17 protein-coding genes are annotated in these 15,828 nt (G+C 52.7%); 2 read left to right on the top strand and 15 right to left on the bottom strand.

Going from position 1 to position 15,828, the window contains the following annotated elements; genetic code table 11:
* The first annotated feature begins 109 nt into the window (after positions 1–109).
* On the top strand, positions 110–1,468 hold the full coding sequence (locus TH468_RS07945; RefSeq protein ID WP_085643105.1) for an NAD(P)-binding protein: 1,359 nt from the start codon (positions 110–112) through the stop codon (positions 1,466–1,468).
* A gap of 6 nt (positions 1,469–1,474) precedes the next feature.
* Here the strand turns inward: TH468_RS07945 and TH468_RS07940 are convergent, their stop codons facing one another.
* From TH468_RS07940 to yajC, 5 genes are all read right to left on the bottom strand, one after another.
* Complete coding sequence (locus tag TH468_RS07940; protein ID WP_085643103.1) at positions 1,475–1,855, bottom strand: Mth938-like domain-containing protein; 381 nt, start codon at positions 1,853–1,855, stop codon at positions 1,475–1,477.
* Between the two features lie 50 nt (positions 1,856–1,905).
* Entirely contained in the window at positions 1,906–2,805 is a 900-nt protein-coding gene (locus tag TH468_RS07935; protein WP_256376254.1) for a DMT family transporter, read from the bottom strand.
* 144 nt (positions 2,806–2,949) lie between these two features.
* Positions 2,950–3,879 carry a protein translocase subunit SecF gene (gene secF / locus TH468_RS07930; RefSeq protein ID WP_085643101.1) on the bottom strand — a complete coding sequence of 310 codons (930 nt, stop codon included), beginning with the start codon at positions 3,877–3,879 and terminating at the stop codon, positions 2,950–2,952.
* 19 nt (positions 3,880–3,898) lie between these two features.
* Positions 3,899–5,473: a protein translocase subunit SecD gene (gene secD, locus TH468_RS07925; RefSeq protein WP_007089624.1), complete on the bottom strand. Its 1,575-nt coding sequence runs from the start codon at positions 5,471–5,473 to the stop codon at positions 3,899–3,901.
* 135 nt (positions 5,474–5,608) lie between these two features.
* Positions 5,609–5,986, bottom strand: a complete 378-nt coding sequence (gene yajC / locus TH468_RS07920; RefSeq protein WP_007089625.1) for a preprotein translocase subunit YajC — start codon at positions 5,984–5,986, stop codon at positions 5,609–5,611.
* Between the two features lie 236 nt (positions 5,987–6,222).
* Here yajC and TH468_RS07915 point away from each other — a divergent pair, with 236 nt between their 5' ends.
* Positions 6,223–7,086: an ATP-binding protein gene (locus TH468_RS07915; protein ID WP_085643099.1), complete on the top strand. Its 864-nt coding sequence runs from the start codon at positions 6,223–6,225 to the stop codon at positions 7,084–7,086.
* 60 nt (positions 7,087–7,146) lie between these two features.
* Here the strand turns inward: TH468_RS07915 and TH468_RS07910 are convergent, their stop codons facing one another.
* The 10 genes from TH468_RS07910 to TH468_RS07865 all read right to left on the bottom strand — a co-directional run bounded on the left by TH468_RS07910 (position 7,147) and on the right by TH468_RS07865 (position 15,810).
* Positions 7,147–8,241: a peptidoglycan DD-metalloendopeptidase family protein gene (locus tag TH468_RS07910; RefSeq protein WP_246832259.1), complete on the bottom strand. Its 1,095-nt coding sequence runs from the start codon at positions 8,239–8,241 to the stop codon at positions 7,147–7,149.
* Between the two features lie 57 nt (positions 8,242–8,298).
* Entirely contained in the window at positions 8,299–8,952 is a 654-nt protein-coding gene (locus TH468_RS07905) for a protein-L-isoaspartate(D-aspartate) O-methyltransferase (RefSeq protein ID WP_037992525.1), read from the bottom strand.
* Positions 8,949–9,716: a 5'/3'-nucleotidase SurE gene (gene surE, locus TH468_RS07900; protein ID WP_085643097.1), complete on the bottom strand. Its 768-nt coding sequence runs from the start codon at positions 9,714–9,716 to the stop codon at positions 8,949–8,951. Before surE ends, TH468_RS07905 begins: the two co-directional genes overlap by 4 nt.
* 10 nt (positions 9,717–9,726) lie before the next feature.
* Positions 9,727–11,004 carry a serine--tRNA ligase gene (serS, locus tag TH468_RS07895; RefSeq protein WP_085643095.1) on the bottom strand — a complete coding sequence of 426 codons (1,278 nt, stop codon included), beginning with the start codon at positions 11,002–11,004 and terminating at the stop codon, positions 9,727–9,729.
* 112 nt (positions 11,005–11,116) lie between these two features.
* Entirely contained in the window at positions 11,117–12,121 is a 1,005-nt protein-coding gene (gene tatC, locus TH468_RS07890) for a twin-arginine translocase subunit TatC (RefSeq protein WP_085643093.1), read from the bottom strand.
* Positions 12,118–12,531, bottom strand: coding sequence for a Sec-independent protein translocase protein TatB (tatB, locus tag TH468_RS07885; RefSeq protein ID WP_037992520.1), 414 nt, complete (start codon positions 12,529–12,531; stop codon positions 12,118–12,120). The genes tatC and tatB overlap by 4 nt, the downstream gene beginning before the upstream one ends.
* Before the next feature lie 35 nt (positions 12,532–12,566).
* Entirely contained in the window at positions 12,567–12,797 is a 231-nt protein-coding gene (gene tatA / locus TH468_RS07880) for a twin-arginine translocase TatA/TatE family subunit (protein WP_007089633.1), read from the bottom strand.
* A 165-nt stretch (positions 12,798–12,962) separates the two neighbouring features.
* On the bottom strand, positions 12,963–14,006 hold the full coding sequence (locus TH468_RS07875; protein ID WP_085643091.1) for an ABC transporter ATP-binding protein: 1,044 nt from the start codon (positions 14,004–14,006) through the stop codon (positions 12,963–12,965).
* A gap of 135 nt (positions 14,007–14,141) precedes the next feature.
* On the bottom strand, positions 14,142–14,912 hold the full coding sequence (gene scpB / locus TH468_RS07870; protein ID WP_071240058.1) for an SMC-Scp complex subunit ScpB: 771 nt from the start codon (positions 14,910–14,912) through the stop codon (positions 14,142–14,144).
* Positions 14,902–15,810, bottom strand: a complete 909-nt coding sequence (locus TH468_RS07865; RefSeq protein ID WP_007089636.1) for a ScpA family protein — start codon at positions 15,808–15,810, stop codon at positions 14,902–14,904. The genes scpB and TH468_RS07865 overlap by 11 nt, the downstream gene beginning before the upstream one ends.
* Between the last annotated feature and the right edge of the window lie 18 nt (positions 15,811–15,828).

Below are 15,828 nucleotides of genomic sequence, written 5' to 3'. Positions count from 1 at the left end.
CTTCACATGTAATCTGCTGTTAAGGTTTTAAATCAAACAATGACTTAACGGTTACCGCTACGGATTGTTTCTTGCGGCCCCTGTATAACAACTAAAACAGGACAGGCATATGGCATCCTTTGCTGCACCAAGACTTCATGTCATTGGCGCCGGACTTGCTGGTTCAGCACTTGCAACGCAAATGGCGCAGGATGGTGTATCCGTAACGTTGTACGATTCAGGCGAACCTTTCGCCAGCCGCTGGACACGCGGCATGAAAACTTCCCCCAAAAACCACAAGGTTGCAGAACCCGAAATTTTCTATGATCCCGAGGATCTGGTTCGGCATTTTTTCTCGCAATGGCCGGAAATTCCGCGAAAACTGATCCGACCGGCCCATGCGGTTATCGGCCTTAAACATCCCGGACGAAGCCCCGCCATCATTGATCTTGATCACGGCATTGCCGCGGCTTTGATTGCACGTCGCCCGACAATTTTCGCACGGCTGTTTACGGCATGGAATTTATGGTTCTCCCGTTACGCCAGTGAAGACCGGCGTGTCAGTCAACGAATACGGGTCGCTGCTGATTTGGGTGAAGATATGGAAACACCGACAGCAACCTATCATCAGGATGCACTTGCGACACTGGCCGAGGTGCTGTTTTCAATGCCAGCCCACAATTGCTCGGCCGCTTTGCTGGGGCGCGTTTTAATGCCGACATTGCGTGAAATACGCCGCCATAATGCAAGCCACGCCTTCGCGGCGATTGACCCAATCATTCTGAACGATATTGCGTTGCCCACGATGCGCGATCATTTTATCGCAGCGGGCGGCGACATCATAAGCGGTATGGAACTTGGTGATATCGACAGTACGACGGATTTCGCCACCGACCTGTTTTTCGGCGATGATCAGATCGAGGTGCGCCCGCAAGATGCCGTGGTGCTTGCACTTCATCCAAGGCCACTTTGCGATGCGGTACCTGATATCGGCATTCCGCCAGCCCCGGCGCATCGACGAACTTTTGTGTTTCAGGCCAGCAAAAGCTTTGCCGAACCATGCTGTGTCTTGGCTGATGATGATCTGGTACGTGCGATTTATTGCAACCGTCGTCACATACAGGTCAGCATGAACAGCAGTCTGATTCTGCCAAGCGACGGCACAGCGGTTCAGTTGGCAGCAACGATCTGGCAGCGCGTCACAGAGCTTTGCGATCAGCATTTAAATCTTGATCTGTCGCAACGGACAAAAATTGAAACCGGCGATGAGCATCCGGCTTTCAGTTATGTTGACTGTGAAGCCCCTTTTCCGGAACTCAGTCCAGGGGTTGCAGCACTTCGCCATCGGATCACGCCACCATGGAGGAACCTGTTTTTATGCGGTGATGCCTTTCCGCCGGATTATCCGCCCGGACCGGCAGCGGTTATCGCAAGTGTGATGAAGGTCCGCACGCAGTTGCATGAATATCTGAAACTGCGCGACTTATAAGACGGGTCAAACCGAAATCAGAGCTGCGGCAACCCGACGGGCTTCCGATACCAGAACATTATAGGTGCGACACGCAGCACCGGTATCCATCGGCTCGACGACAATGCCATGCTTGCGAAGAGCAATGCGCCATTCAGCAGGCAATGGTTTCATGCCACTTCCCATTCCCAGGAGCAGTATATCGATCTCGTCGGATGCTTTAATCACCCGACCAAATGCATCGACATCAACCTGATCAATACTATCATAAGGCCAGGAATAGACATTCTTGGGAAACAGCAAAACCGAACCGATGACAACTTCTTCGCCAAAACGAAACAGGCCGTCCCCATAGCTGGTAACGATCTTTCGGCCTTCTGCGATCAGCGGACTTACTTCCAAAGACATATCATTCCCTTTTGACGCAACCTTGAAAACTTCTTCCGGCGTTGTCTGCCTCAAGACGCAGCCGCAGGTGCCTTTGCTTTTTTCCCGCGCCACAAAATAAACAACCCGGAAACAACAACGATACTACACCCGATCAACATGGGCATGTCGAGTTCCTCACCAAACAGGAACACGCCCAAGGCAATACCGAACAACAACCGAGTATACCTGAACGGTGTAACCGACGAAACATCACCGCTGCGCATCGCTTTCATCAGGGCGGCATAAGCAGAAATCCCCATCAGGACCGCACCGGAAAAATAGAAAAGGCTTTGGCCGTCGGGTAGCGTAAATGCTGTGCCTTCCCAAACCGAAAACAGTATACCGGCAATAATAATGGCAATAAAACCATAGAATCCCAGAATAGACGTCCCCAATGATATCGGGGCTGCCCGGCTGGCTAGATCACGACCGGCAAAACCGATTGTTCCGATCACCGCCAGCAACGACAGGGCTGAAAAGCCATCCGCGCTCGGACGAAGAATGATCAAAACACCGATCAGACCAACAAAAATTGCCAACCATCTGCGCCATCCCACTTTTTCACCAAAAATGAGCGCCGCACCAAGAACCACAATAAGCGGCGTTGCCTGTAAAATGGCCGTGGTCGAAGACAAAGGTGTTAAAGCAAGCGCAAGCACATAAAACAGTCGCCCGATGACCTCGAACACGATCCTTACACACATCGGACGCGACAGAACCGCCGGGTCAAGCAGTCGCTTATTCTGGGCTTTGGCAATCGAGGCAAACAAAACCGCCCCTCCGACACCAAACAGGATCAAAACCTGTCCCACTGGATGCGTCGCCGAAACGGCCTTCACAAATGCGTCTTCAACGGCGAATGCGGCCATTGCCGCCATCATCCACAGACTACCGAGCAAGTTTGCCCGATGACCATCACTTGCGTCCATATTAAGCGCCACAGGCAAGAACCAGTTTTAAAAATGGTTTAATCAGTTCGCAAAGGTCATACCCACTGCGCACCAAAGGAAAAGGCCGGGTTGTTTTCGCACAAACCCGACCTTTCTGTAAATCCATGTCGTGCGGCTGAGGAATCAGGCACCGGCCTTCTGGGTCTCTTCGCCTTCGGGAATCTTGCGGTTAAGCCGCAGAACCATCAGCAACGGAGACGCCACACAGATTGACGAATAAGTCCCGATGACAATGCCGAAAATCAGCGCCATCGTGAAACCACGGATCGCCTCACCACCAAATACGAACAACGCAATCAGCGCCAGCAAGGTGGTAAATGATGTCATGGTCGTACGTGACAGGGTCGAATTGATCGACAGATCAAGAAGATCGGGTATTTCCATCTTGCGGAATTTGCGCAGATATTCGCGAATACGGTCAAATACAACCACCGTATCGTTGATCGAATAACCGGCAACGGTCAGAACCGCAGCAAGCGTCGCCAGATCGAACTGAACACCGGTGATCACAAAGAAACCGATGGTAATCAGAACATCATGCAGAAGTGCCACAACCGATGCCACGGCAAACTGCCATTCGAACCGGAACCAGATATAGACCATGATCAGCAAAAGAGAGATGGCAACCGAATAGACTCCGGCTTCCTTCAGCTCGTCACCGACCTTCGGGCCGACCAGTTCGCTACGGCGAATGGTCACATTGTCACCAAGTGCCTTGGTCACTGTGGCAAGTGCTGCCATCTGGGCTTTTTCATCACCGTCCTGGCGCTGCAACTGGATCAGGACATCATCGGGTTCGCCGAATTCCTGAATTGATACATCCCCCAGTCCAAGAGAACCAAGATTATCACGCAGCGCGCTGATATCGGCCGGGCCGTCGGTTTTGATTTCAAGGAGAATGCCACCCCGGAAATCGATCCCGAAATTCAGCCCCTTGGTTACAAACAAGCCGACAGATGCCAGCACCATGACCAGCGAGACAATATAAAAGATTTTCCGGAATTTGAGGAACGGGACGTTCACATCATCCGGAACAAGATGCAATGGTTTCATAATTTTCCTGCTCCCTTCCTCAAAGTACCAGTTCCGTCGGACGACGGCGTTTAACCCACACCGAAATCAACAGTCGGGTCACCCAGATTGCCGAGAACATCGACGTGATAATGCCGATGGCAAGCGTGACGGCAAAGCCCTTGATCGGCCCGGAACCAAAGCTGAAAAGCACAAGGGCCGCAATCAGCGTGGTCAGGTTGGCGTCAAGGATGGTCGACATCGCACTGCGATAACCCGCATCGATTGCGTTGATTATCGTACGGCCATTGTTGCGTTCTTCACGGATACGTTCGAAAATCAGTACGTTGGCGTCAACCGCCATACCGACCGTCAAAACGATACCGGCGATACCCGGCAGTGTCAGCGTTGCCTGCAATACCGACATCACTGCCAGTACGAGGATAAGGTTCATCAGAAGTGCGATATCGGCATAAATCCCGAACCGCCCATAGCTGATCACCATAAAGGCAATAACGAAGACAAGACCAAGGACGGCTGCAATTTCACCGGCCTCGACAGAATCCTGTCCTAGCCCCGGGCCGACTGAACGTTCTTCAAGGATCTGCATCGGTGCGGGCAATGCACCGGCACGCAACAGCAACGAAAGATCGTTGGCCTCCTGAACACTGAACTGGCCGGTAATGATACCGTTACCACCAAGGATCGGTTCATTGATCCGCGGGGCTGAAATCACTTCGCCATCCAGAACGATCGCCAGACGACGACCGGCATTTTTCGACGTCATGTCGCCAAACCGCGCACCACCTGCCGCGTCAAAGCGGAATGAAACAACGGGGCGACCGTCGTTAAAGGTGGGTTGTGAATCGATAAGGTTATCACCCGAAACAACCACGCGACGGTCAATCAGATATTCGTTGATACCGGCCGCACGGTCACCGGCATCAGCCGATGGCAAAATAATGGTTCCCGGCGGCATGCCGGTGGCACGCGCCTGGGAAGCTGTTTTTTCCTCGTTCACGAGGTGGAAGTTCATTTTCGCGGTACGGCCAAGAATCGCGCGCAATCGCGATGGATCATCAAGTCCAGGTACCTGAACAACAATACGGTCTTCACCCTGGCGCTGGATCGACGGTTCGGTCGTTCCCAGTTCGTCAACACGACGGCGCACCACTTCAAGTGACTGGCTGATAGCGCGATCAACAAGCTCTTTGCGGGCCTGTTCGGTGTAGGAAACGATAATGTTGTTGCCGTCACCACTCATGACGGTATTAGGTTCGACATCACGGATCAGATCGCGGGCTTTTTCGACCTCGTCGGCATTGACGATGGTGACTTCCGCGCCGTCCAATCCGGCATCGCGCGGACGGTAACGAATGCGTTCCTCGCGCAGTGTCGAACGGATCGTATCTCCAAGCGCTTCATAACGCTCGCGGATCACGCTGTTAATGTCCACCTCAAGCAGCATGTGCGATCCGCCGCGCAGATCAAGACCAAGGCTGATCTGTTTACCCGGAAGATAGCTGGCTTCAGTCGCCAACGTGCCCTTGGGCAGGAAATTCGGTGCAGCGTATATAACGCCCAAAGCGCACACCAGCAAAACCAGTGCTGCTTTCCATTTCGTAAAATAAAGCATGTGTCCTTTAACCAGATTTGTCTGGAAAACCTTGGTCTGGTTCTATCGAACATCGGGAGAGTTACACCCCGCAGGCCACCGGCTGTAAACAAGAAGGCGGAGCATTTTGCCCCGCCTTGCAAGTCATCAAAGAGATCAGTCTTTTTTGGTCTCTTCAGCTTCTTTTTCGTCTTCGTCTTTGTCGTCGCCTTTGGCTGGCTCGGTTTTCGACAGAACTGTCGAAACCATGCCGCGTGCAACCTTGACTTTGACCCCTTCAGCAATCTCGACCGAAAGTTCATCGTCACCAATAACCTTGGCAACGGTACCGATCAGACCACCGGCGGTAACGATTTTGTCACCACGACGAACAGCAGCGAGCATCGCTTTATGCTCTTTCTGTTTTTTCTGCTGCGGACGGATAAGCAGGAAATAAAAAACAACAAAAATCAGGATCAGCGGCAGGAAGCTGGTAAGCATATCTGCACCACCTGCGCCACCTGCGCCCTGCGCGAAAGCCGGCGAAATCAACATTAGGAACTCCTAATCCCATACAACAAAACAAATCAACTGCCGGAATATAACGGTGTGTCCCATCAACGCAAGGAAGAACAGGATTTTTATCGGTTAAATCCCGTATTCTGTGGTTCTGTTCATGTCACCAAAAGCGCGCTAAATCATATGGCACTGTTATTGCCAGACCGCCTTGTGATAGCGTTTTGGGCATATTCGTCGCCACCACGATAAAAAGAAACATCCAAGAGGCTTTAATGACCAACGATTTCAATCAATTGCTGCCCACCCTTGAACGCATTGCCGACGCGCTGGAACGCATGGCCCCACCTGCGCATAAAACCAATGACCTTGCCGCGGCTGATGCCTTTGTCTGGCAAGCCGAAAGCGGTTATCTGCAACCGGTGCGCAATGTGAACCGGATTGACATCGATCTTTTGCAGGGAATCGAACAGCAAAAGACGATTCTTTATAACAATACCAAACGGTTCACCAATGGACTTCCGGCCAACAATGCGTTGCTTTGGGGCGCACGAGGCACCGGCAAAAGTTCGATCGTCAAGGCGATGCACGCCAAAATCAATACGGAAAAAACTGGCGCATTGGCATTGGTCGAAATCCATCGCGAAGACATCCCGACCCTGCCCCATCTTCTGCATATTCTCGAAGAAAGCGGCCGCAAAACGGTTCTGTTCTGTGATGACCTGTCATTCGATTTGCAGGATGAATCCTACAAGTCGCTTAAGGCTGTGCTTGAAGGCGGCATCGAAGGCCGCCCCAACAATGTGATTTTCTATGCGACATCGAACCGTCGTCATTTGATGGCGCGCGATATGATCGAAAATGAACGATCAACCGCGATCAATCCGTCCGAGGCAGTCGAGGAAAAGGTATCCCTATCCGACCGCTTCGGCCTGTGGCTTGGCTTCCACAACATTTCACAGGATGTCTATTTTGAAATCATCGAAGGGTACGCCAAGGAATTCGAGCTTGATGTTCCGATTGAAGACCTTCGTGCCCGAGCCAAGGAATGGACGGTCACACGTGGCAGTCGTTCAGGCCGCGTTGCATGGCAATTCATTCAGGAATTAGCCGGCGAAATGGGGAAAAAGCTTGGCTGACTGCCCCGGACAGCAGCGTATAAACGAAACGCCCGGAACCTCAAGGTCCGGGCGTTTTGTTTATCGCGATACCATCATCTGTGGCAGGTATTTCATCGGGTCGGTGGATTTTCGTCCACGACGGATTTCAAAATGAAGTTGCGGCTGGTTAACGGCACCCGTGCTGCCGACACTTGAAATCTTCTGACCGCGCTCGACAACGTCGCCGCGTGCCACCATCGGATTTTCCGTATGGGCATAGGCTGTCACATAATCATCGGCATGCTTGATCAGGATCAGATTGCCAAAGCCGCGCAACTCATTCCCGACATAGGTCACAACGCCATTGTCCGCAGCAAGGATCGGCGTACCACGCGCAGCCTTGATGTTGATTCCGTCATTGTAAAGACCGCCCGTGCTGGCACCGTATTTAAGAACAATGTCACCGCGAACCGGCCAGACAAAGCCCTTGCGATTGTCGGGTTCGGCAATAACGACATTCTTACGAACTGCACTGCCTTGCCCCGCAACCGGTGTTGCTTCGGGCATCTGGCGGGTATCGTTATTCCAGCTATTGGCAGATGCGTAACGCTGTTCGGCGCGCGCGGCGAAATCCTGTGGCTTCAGGCCAGGCGTCGGAATACTGCCGCCGTTATTCGGGCTAATACGCGCGGTTTGAACCGTTGACGAGCGTTCGGGTGCTGCCGCCGTTTCAGATGTACCAAGCGGCACACTGACAACTTCGCGCTTGCCGCCGATGGTAACGGTCTTACGCGGCGCAGAGCTTGTTGAACTTGGTGTCGTCGATGATGACCGGCTTGCAATTGCAGTCTGGCTGTTACTGTCATAAGACGGATCCCACGGCGGCAGCACAAGCCGCTGTCCCGGATAGATCACATAAGGCTTCGCCAATTTGTTTCGCTCGGTAAAGCGGCCAAAATCGGTGCGATACCGGTTGGCAAGCCCCGAAACAGTATCACCCGGTTCAACCGTAATAACCCGCTCACCATTTTTAAGCTTGGGCATGCTATAGGGGCTGTAAGTCGCACCTTCGCCGTAAACTACTGGCACAGGGACGGAATTAAGCAAACAGCCGCCAAGCGCTGCGGTTGTCCCACAGACAAGCGCCAGCGTCCGTATTCTTCGAACTGCCTGTTTGACATTATTTTCCATCATGGAAAACATTGTCTGCGATCAGCCGTTAACAATCCGTAATCAGATGCAGCAATCGGCTCAGAATTCTTCGGTGCCCGGCAACATCGGAACGAAACGGACCGGCATCAGTTCTGTTACGTCAATCCCGGTGGGGGTACGCAAAACCCGCAAAAGCAGTTGCGTGTGGGATACCTCGCCCACCGGCACGACCATGATCCCGCCAATAGCCAACTGATCGACCAGCACCGGCGGTACATCTTGCGCTGCCGCAGTCACGATAATACGATCAAACGGTGCCTGCGCCTTCCAGCCAAGCCCGCCATCACCATGCAGGGTCGAAATCGTATGCAACCCCAATTCGCGGAATTTGTCTTCCGCCTCACGTAGAAGCGGCTTGTGCCGTTCAAGCGTGTAAACCCGGCGTGCCAGCTTGGCGAGGATGGCAGCCTGATAGCCCGACCCAGTACCGACCTCAAGCACCTTCATCCGGTCATTCAGCTCAAGCGCCTGCGTCATCAGGGCGACGATATAGGGCTGTGAAATCGTCTGGCCCTTGCTGATCGGAAGGGCGACATTTTCCCATGCCCGGCTGACAAACGGCTCGGCGACGAAAATTTCGCGCGGGATGCTGGCCAGCGCACGTAAAACGTCCTCGTCATGGATCCCGTCATTGCGCAGGATCGCAAGCAGATGTTCGATTTCAGCTTCTCGGGCAATGACAGGCTCGTTCACGGAAATGCCTTCATCAGTTTTGCGTGCGTCTCGTAATGCGTGAAATCGAGACTGATCGGAGTTACCGAAATATCGCCCCTCTCAATGACCCGCAAGTCCGCATTTTCATCCTTGGGCAATTCCGACTTGATCGCACCGATCCAATAATAAGGTTCTCCGCGCGGATCAAGGCGTTCGGCAATATGATCGCCAATCTTTCGCTGCCCCTGCCGGGAAACTTCGATCCTGGCACCGCCTTTGCGTTCGGTTTCCGGGAAATTAACATTGATCAGGACACCTTTGGGCCAGGTCGTCTGAATAAGGGTTTCCGCGACCGACAAAAGATGCTTTTCCGCAACCGACCAGTCGATCAGATTGCCGGAAAAAAACTGGGAAAAGGCAATTGCAGGTACATTGAGCAACGTTGCTTCCATCGCGGCCGCAACCGTACCGGAATAGGTTACATCCTCGCCAAGGTTGCCACCCCGGTTGATCCCCGAAAGAACAATATCGGGCGGACTGTCACGCATGATTTGCTGAAGGGCCAGCAGAACGCAATCGGTTGGCGTTCCGTCGACAGAAAAATGTCGCTCGTCACGTTTGCGTATCCGCAACGGATGGCGCAGGGTAAGCGAATGCCCGGCCCCGCTTTGCTCAGTCGTCGGTGCGACAACCCAGACATCATCGGAAAGCGAACAGGCAAGCTTTTCCAAAAGCCGAATCCCCGGCGCATCAATCCCGTCATCGTTGCTGATCAGGATGCGGGCATTTTTCAGATCGACCATGTCGCCCCCCCTATCCGCGCGGTGAAATCACCTCGACACCGCCCATATAGGGCTTCAATGCATCCGGCACACGAATTGAACCATCTGCCTGCTGATAGTTTTCCATCACCGCAATCAGGCAACGCCCAACAGCAAGCCCTGACCCATTCAGGGTATGAACAAAACTGGTTTTCTTGTCACCAGCGGCACGATAACGCGCATTCATGCGACGTGCCTGGAAATCACCGGTATTAGAACAGGATGAAATTTCACGATATTTACCCTGTCCCGGAAGCCAGACTTCAATATCAAATGTTTTGCGCGCGGCAAAACCGATATCGCCTGAACACAGAACCACCGTTCGGTAGGGAAGACCGAGACGTTCAAGAACAGTCTCCGCACAGCGGGTTTTTCGATCAAGTTCCTCGTTCGATTTTTCGGCGGCCACAACCGACACCATTTCAACCTTCGAAAACTGGTGTTGGCGGATCATGCCGCGCGTGTCACGCCCCGCCGAACCGGCTTCCGAGCGGAAACACTGGGTCAATGCGGTATAGCGCAGCGGCAATGCGGCTTCGTCGATAATCTCGCCCGCGACCTGATTGGTAAGCGTCACTTCCGACGTCGGGATCAGCCACATGTCATTGGTGGTTCTGAACGAATCTTCAGCAAACTTCGGTAACTGACCGGTGCCAAACATCGCATCATCGCGTACCAGCATCGGCGTGATGGTTTCTTCATAACCATGCTCGTTTACATGCAGGTCCAGCATGAACTGGCCCAATGCCCGTTCAAGCTTTGCCAGGCCACCACGCAAAATAACAAAACGCGAACCCGAAAGTTTAGCCGCAGTTTCGAAATCCATCATGCCAAGCTTGTCGCCGATCTCGAAATGTTCAAGCGGCTTGAAGTCAAATTCGCCGGGAGTTCCCCATTTGCGAACTTCAACATTGTCTTCTTCGCTTTCACCTGCGGGGACTTCTGCATCCATAACGTTCGGAAGCGACGACAGCAAAAGATCAAGCTGCTCGTTTAAACCGGCCTGCCCGTCTTCGGCATCCTTGATCCGGTCTTTGAGTTTACCCATCTCGGCCATCAGTTCGTCAGCATCGCCGCCACTCTGGCGCAATTTGCCAATTTCACCGGAAATGGATTTGCGGCGCGCCAGCATTTCCTGATGTTCAGTCATCAGGCGACGACGGTCTGCATCGATATCGATCAGACGCTGGGCGGTCATTTCGACCTTGCGCGCGGTCATCGCCGCGTCAAAGGCCTCGGGATTATCACGAATCCATTTAATGTCGTGCATGAAACGGCACCTTGTTATTCAGCTATGCGGGCAATTATTCGGGCTTTTATACGATGGGGTGGACGCTTGGTCCACCCCGTCAGATCGGTCATTCGAGAACCGGATAATTCAATCAGCGCGCGCTGTTGAAATCATCCTCGTCATCGTCGCCTTTCGCGGATCCCAGAGATCGGGATGACGAAGGCTTATCAGATTTTGGCGCAGAACCTGCAAGCGCTTTGAAATCGGTCTTGTCATCTGCTTTGTCATCATCGTCCCCGTAATCAGCAGCTGCCGCAGCCGAACCCTGGGTATCGACGTCGTCTTTATTGTGATCGGTATCCTCATCGTCACCGTCAAGCTCGGCATCTTCTTCCGCTTCGCGCTTGGCACGTTTACGTTCCGACATCCGCGCCATCAGGATCGAAATTTCATAAAGAATGATGATGGGGATTGCCAGGCCAACCTGCGAAATCAGATCCGGCGGCGTCAGCACTGCGGCAAACACAAAGGCGATCACAACCGCATATTTGCGCCGCTTGGCAAGCGAAGATGCGGTTACGATACCAGCGCGCGCCATTAGTGTCAGCAAGACCGGCAGCTGGAAACACAGGCCAAACGCAAAAATAAGCTTCATCACCAGGGCAAGATATTCGCCGACCTTGGCTTCAAGCTGAATGGCAAGTCCCGATGCCCCGCCTGCACTTTCGAAACTAAGGAAGAATTTCCACGCCAGCGGCATGATGAGGTAGTAAACCAGTGCCCCGCCCGCAAGAAACAGGATCGGCGTCGCAAACAGGAACGGCATGAATGCCGAACGTTCATTCTTGTATAGTCCCGGCGCGACAAAGGCCCATAACTGGCCAAGAAAGACCGGTGCGGAAACAAAACAGGCAGCAAAGAACGAGACCTTTACATAGGTGAAGAACACCTCGGTCAGCGCGGTATAGATCATTCGCCGGTCCGGCCCCATTACGTCAGCAAGGGGCTTTACGAGGAACCCGTAAATATCTTCGACGAAATAATAACAAATACCGAAAGTGATAAAGAGTGCGAGAACCGCCCATGTCAGACGGTTCCGAAGCTCGATAAGATGCTCCATGATCGGCATCTGCTTGTCATCCGACTGCATGTTCATGCCTGACTCTCCGGATGATCAGTCTTCTTATCTGCAGCAGCAGGTTCTGCCGATGCCGCAGCATCGGTCTTCGGTGCTGTGGTTTTGGTTTCCAATTTGTTGTCGGTTTCGCTTTCGGCAGTTTTATCTGCCGGTTTTGCCTGTTTTGGCTTGGTTTTCGGCTCGGCAATCTTGTTTTCGATGAAGTCTGATGTGCTCGAACGTGCATCGGTGACCTGCTTGCGCAGATCATCAAGTTCGGCTTCACGAATCAGATTATCGATACCGCCCTGAAATTCGCGCGCCATACCGCGCACTTTTTTCCAGTACCCGGCAAGCTTGTAAAGCACATGGGGTAAGTCCTTGGGGCCGACGACGAACAACGCGACGACGGCCACAAGTGCCATTTCGGTCCAGCCGATATCAAACATGGAACACGCCTATCTGAAGGAAACCCGACAGACGATCAGGATTTCACGGAATCCTTGTCTTTGCTTTCAGCAGAAACCGAAGCAGACGTGTTGTTTTCGATGGTTTTGGCCGAAGCAGCGCTGTCTTCGTCTTTTTCGTTTATGCCTGCTTTGAAGCTCTTGATCCCTTTACCCATGTCACCCATGACTTTCGGCAGTTTGCCGGCACCAAAGATGATCAGGACAATCGCCAGAATCAGAACGATTTGCCAAACGCCAATACCCATAACTTCTATCTCCAAAGATCCAATCTGCCATCCGGCGAGAATGCCCGGATAATGGCAGAAAGCCCCCCACTGTGCAATGCAACGATTGTGAATATACCGTGCACCGCTACGAACCTGTATGTTTGTTTCTTAGTCTCATCGGACCTATTTCGCGTTGAAATCGGCCTAATTCATAGGAAACACAAAGGTCATGTCAGGATCAAGCGTAATAGCGACCGACCCCTGATTTACTGACGAAAGTCTACGTGGCACGCGCGCATGGACATGCCCGCCCTCATGAAGCGATAAATGCATCAGACTGATTTCACCAAGTGACCGTACAGCATCGACCCGCGCCAGAATATCATGTCCATTCATGGCATCGGCAATCTGCAATCCTTCCGGGCGCACCAGAACTTCAACCGGTGTTCCGTCATCAAGATCACCTTGCGCCACATCACCAAGCGGCGTCGTCACAATCCCGCCCTGCACTGTTCCGGGGAAACGGTTAACCTCGCCAAAGAAAGATGCAACAAAACGATTTTGCGGATTGAAATAAAGGTCTTCGGGGGTGCCATCCTGCATCACCTGCCCTTCATTCATGATGATAATCCGATCCGCCATATACATCGCTTCTTCCGGATCATGGGTCACCATGATGGTTGCGATCCCGGCATTTTTCAAAACATGCAGCGTGGTATCACGAAGTTCGGCCCGGCGTGCGACATCAAGCCCCGAAAACGGCTCGTCCAGCAACATCACGCGCGGTGTTGGCGCCAGAGCTCGGGCAAGTGCAATCCGCTGTTGCTGCCCGCCAGATAATTCGTGGGGATAGGCATTGTAATAATCTGTCATACCGACCTGCCGAAGCGCACGTTCGACCGCTTCCTTGCGTTCAATCTCATTTGATGAACGCAGACCGAACCCGATATTCTTGGCAACGCTCAGATGCGGAAACAGGGCGTAATCCTGAAACACCATACCGACACCGCGTTTTTCGGGTTCAAGATATTCCCCGGGCCGCGCTACAAGCTGATCATTAATGGAAACGCTGCCTTGCTGAAGCTTTTCAAGCCCTGCGGCAATACGCAATGCAGTAGTCTTGCCACATCCCGAGGGCCCCAAAAGGCAAACCAGTTCGCCGGGCGCAACGTCAAAGCTTATGTCTTTGAGAACCTTGGTACTGCCGAAATCATGGCTGACATTGGACATTCTCAAGCCGTCGGGCATCAGATCTCTCTTTATTCTTTTGCCGGGAAACCCTGCAATTAAGTTGCAAAATCTTTCCCAGATTTAATCCTACCCAACAGCGCATGCAAGAAGCTGGATCAAAGAAGCATGATAAAAGATGTGAATGGGTCCGATTTAACGGTTCTCCGCGTCGTATTCTTCTTCCAGATTGGGATTATCGCTGTAGATGGTTTCATCAAGATCGGCCAGATTGCGGGTCGTAAGAGCTTCTTCAACAACAGCATCGGTAACTTCGCCATCATCAACCAGATCGGGCAATGCTTCCTCGTCGGAACTGGCACCGTATCGGCCCATGCCAGGACGGCTATCAAGCAATCCAGCGGCCTTCAAATCGGCAAGTCCAGGCAGATCGTCACGATGTTCAAGTCCGAAATGATCCAGAAAATCATCCGTCGTCGCCCAAAGAACCGGACGGCCCGGCACACGTTTGCGCCCCTTCGGACGGATCCATTTCGCTTCCAGCAGAATATCAAGCGTCCCCTTGGACAGAGCCACACCACGAATTTCTTCAATTTCGGAACGTGTAACCGGCTCGTGATAGGCAATGATCGCCAGCGTTTCGAGCGTTGCACGCGTCATTTTCTTTGCTTTTTCGACCTCGATATGAAGATCACCTGCCAAATCAGCCGCAGTGCGAAATGCCCATTTTTCACCTACACGATTCAGATTTATCCCACGCTCTGAATAGTTTGCCTGCAGTTCTTTAAGTAAAAGGGAAACATCTGAACCTTCGGGCAAACGCGCAGCAAGAACCCGTTCACTGACAGGCTCCGCAGACGCAAACAGCACAGCTTCAACAATTCGAAGATGCTGAAAGTCGATTTGAGGACCGTGTTCGATACCATCGATTTCAAACTGCGGGTCGGTTACTGTCTCAGTCACCATTATTATCCATCCCTGCCCCGGATTTGGCTCTTAGCTTGTCCATATCGCTGTAATCCCCGGATGTGATGTCCAATTCAGGATCGCGTCTTTTTTGCGGTGACCTCAACATGATCGGGCCAAACACCTGCTCTTGCGAGATTTCCAATTCGCCATCGCGGCACATTTCAAGGCTGGCAACAAAATGCGCAGCCAGTGCCGACCGTGCCTTCAAAGGCGTGCCAAGACCATGTGGCATGAATTCCAGAAGCTTTGTCCATGTCGGTACAACCCGACGCCCGAATAGATCGCGCAACCTCCGGATTGCATCGTCCATCGCATAAAGATCAAATGCCTCAATCTCCAATGTCTTGGATTCAGATGTCAGCATGATCTGCGCATAGGCTTTCAACAGGTCATAAAGCGACGCATCATAAACCGACGCCGTCGTGACCCGGACTTCCTCCGGATCACCCCGGCCAAAGAAATCACGTCCGAGGTTGGGCCGCTCCAGCAGTTTCTCACCGGCCGCTTTCATCGCTTCCAGCCGCTTCAGCTGGAAGGCTAGAAGCTCTGCCATTTCCTCTGCACTGAGCTCTTCCTCATCGGACTCCTGCTTTGGCAGCAACAACCGAGATTTCAGATAAGCCAGCCACGCCGCCATCACCAGATAATCGGCCGCCAGTTCCAGTCGCAATTCACGCGCGGTATTAATGAAAGTCAGATACTGCTCGGCAAGCTCCAGGATCGAAATCCTGATGATGTCGACTTTCTGGTCGCGTGCCAGCTCCAGCAAAAGGTCAAGCGGCCCTTCAAACCCGTCCAGATCCAGCATAAGGCGTTCAGCAAGACTTGGCCCATCATCAACGGGTGCCTTGTCAAATACCTCGTCCGGAATATCGAGTTCGAACTGTTTGGCCATAATCCCCCCGGACCGTCC

This window comes from Thalassospira sp. MCCC 1A03138, from assembly GCF_002115785.1.
Taxonomy (GTDB): domain Bacteria; phylum Pseudomonadota; class Alphaproteobacteria; order Rhodospirillales; family Thalassospiraceae; genus Thalassospira.
Note: the sequence above shows the minus strand (reverse complement) of the source record. Positions and strands in the feature narration are given on the sequence as shown.

What these genes read in the sequence shown, in the direction of transcription:
- secD (WP_007089624.1), bottom strand. Translation starts at nt 5,473, where the DNA reads ATGCTTTATTTTACGAAATGGAAAGCAGCACTGGTTTTGCTGGTGTGC.
- tatC (WP_085643093.1), bottom strand. Translation starts at nt 12,121, where the DNA reads ATGAACATGCAGTCGGATGACAAGCAGATGCCGATCATGGAGCATCTT.
- tatB (WP_037992520.1), bottom strand. Translation starts at nt 12,531, where the DNA reads ATGTTTGATATCGGCTGGACCGAAATGGCACTTGTGGCCGTCGTCGCG.
- TH468_RS07915 (WP_085643099.1), top strand. Translation starts at nt 6,223, where the DNA reads ATGACCAACGATTTCAATCAATTGCTGCCCACCCTTGAACGCATTGCC.
- serS (WP_085643095.1), bottom strand. Translation starts at nt 11,004, where the DNA reads ATGCACGACATTAAATGGATTCGTGATAATCCCGAGGCCTTTGACGCG.
- surE (WP_085643097.1), bottom strand. Translation starts at nt 9,716, where the DNA reads ATGGTCGATCTGAAAAATGCCCGCATCCTGATCAGCAACGATGACGGG.
- TH468_RS07945 (WP_085643105.1), top strand. Translation starts at nt 110, where the DNA reads ATGGCATCCTTTGCTGCACCAAGACTTCATGTCATTGGCGCCGGACTT.
- tatA (WP_007089633.1), bottom strand. Translation starts at nt 12,797, where the DNA reads ATGGGTATTGGCGTTTGGCAAATCGTTCTGATTCTGGCGATTGTCCTG.
- TH468_RS07865 (WP_007089636.1), bottom strand. Translation starts at nt 15,810, where the DNA reads ATGGCCAAACAGTTCGAACTCGATATTCCGGACGAGGTATTTGACAAG.
- TH468_RS07940 (WP_085643103.1), bottom strand. Translation starts at nt 1,855, where the DNA reads ATGTCTTTGGAAGTAAGTCCGCTGATCGCAGAAGGCCGAAAGATCGTT.
- scpB (WP_071240058.1), bottom strand. Translation starts at nt 14,912, where the DNA reads ATGGTGACTGAGACAGTAACCGACCCGCAGTTTGAAATCGATGGTATC.
- TH468_RS07875 (WP_085643091.1), bottom strand. Translation starts at nt 14,006, where the DNA reads ATGCCCGACGGCTTGAGAATGTCCAATGTCAGCCATGATTTCGGCAGT.
- TH468_RS07910 (WP_246832259.1), bottom strand. Translation starts at nt 8,241, where the DNA reads ATGATGGAAAATAATGTCAAACAGGCAGTTCGAAGAATACGGACGCTG.
- TH468_RS07935 (WP_256376254.1), bottom strand. Translation starts at nt 2,805, where the DNA reads ATGGACGCAAGTGATGGTCATCGGGCAAACTTGCTCGGTAGTCTGTGG.
- secF (WP_085643101.1), bottom strand. Translation starts at nt 3,879, where the DNA reads ATGAAACCATTGCATCTTGTTCCGGATGATGTGAACGTCCCGTTCCTC.
- yajC (WP_007089625.1), bottom strand. Translation starts at nt 5,986, where the DNA reads ATGTTGATTTCGCCGGCTTTCGCGCAGGGCGCAGGTGGCGCAGGTGGT.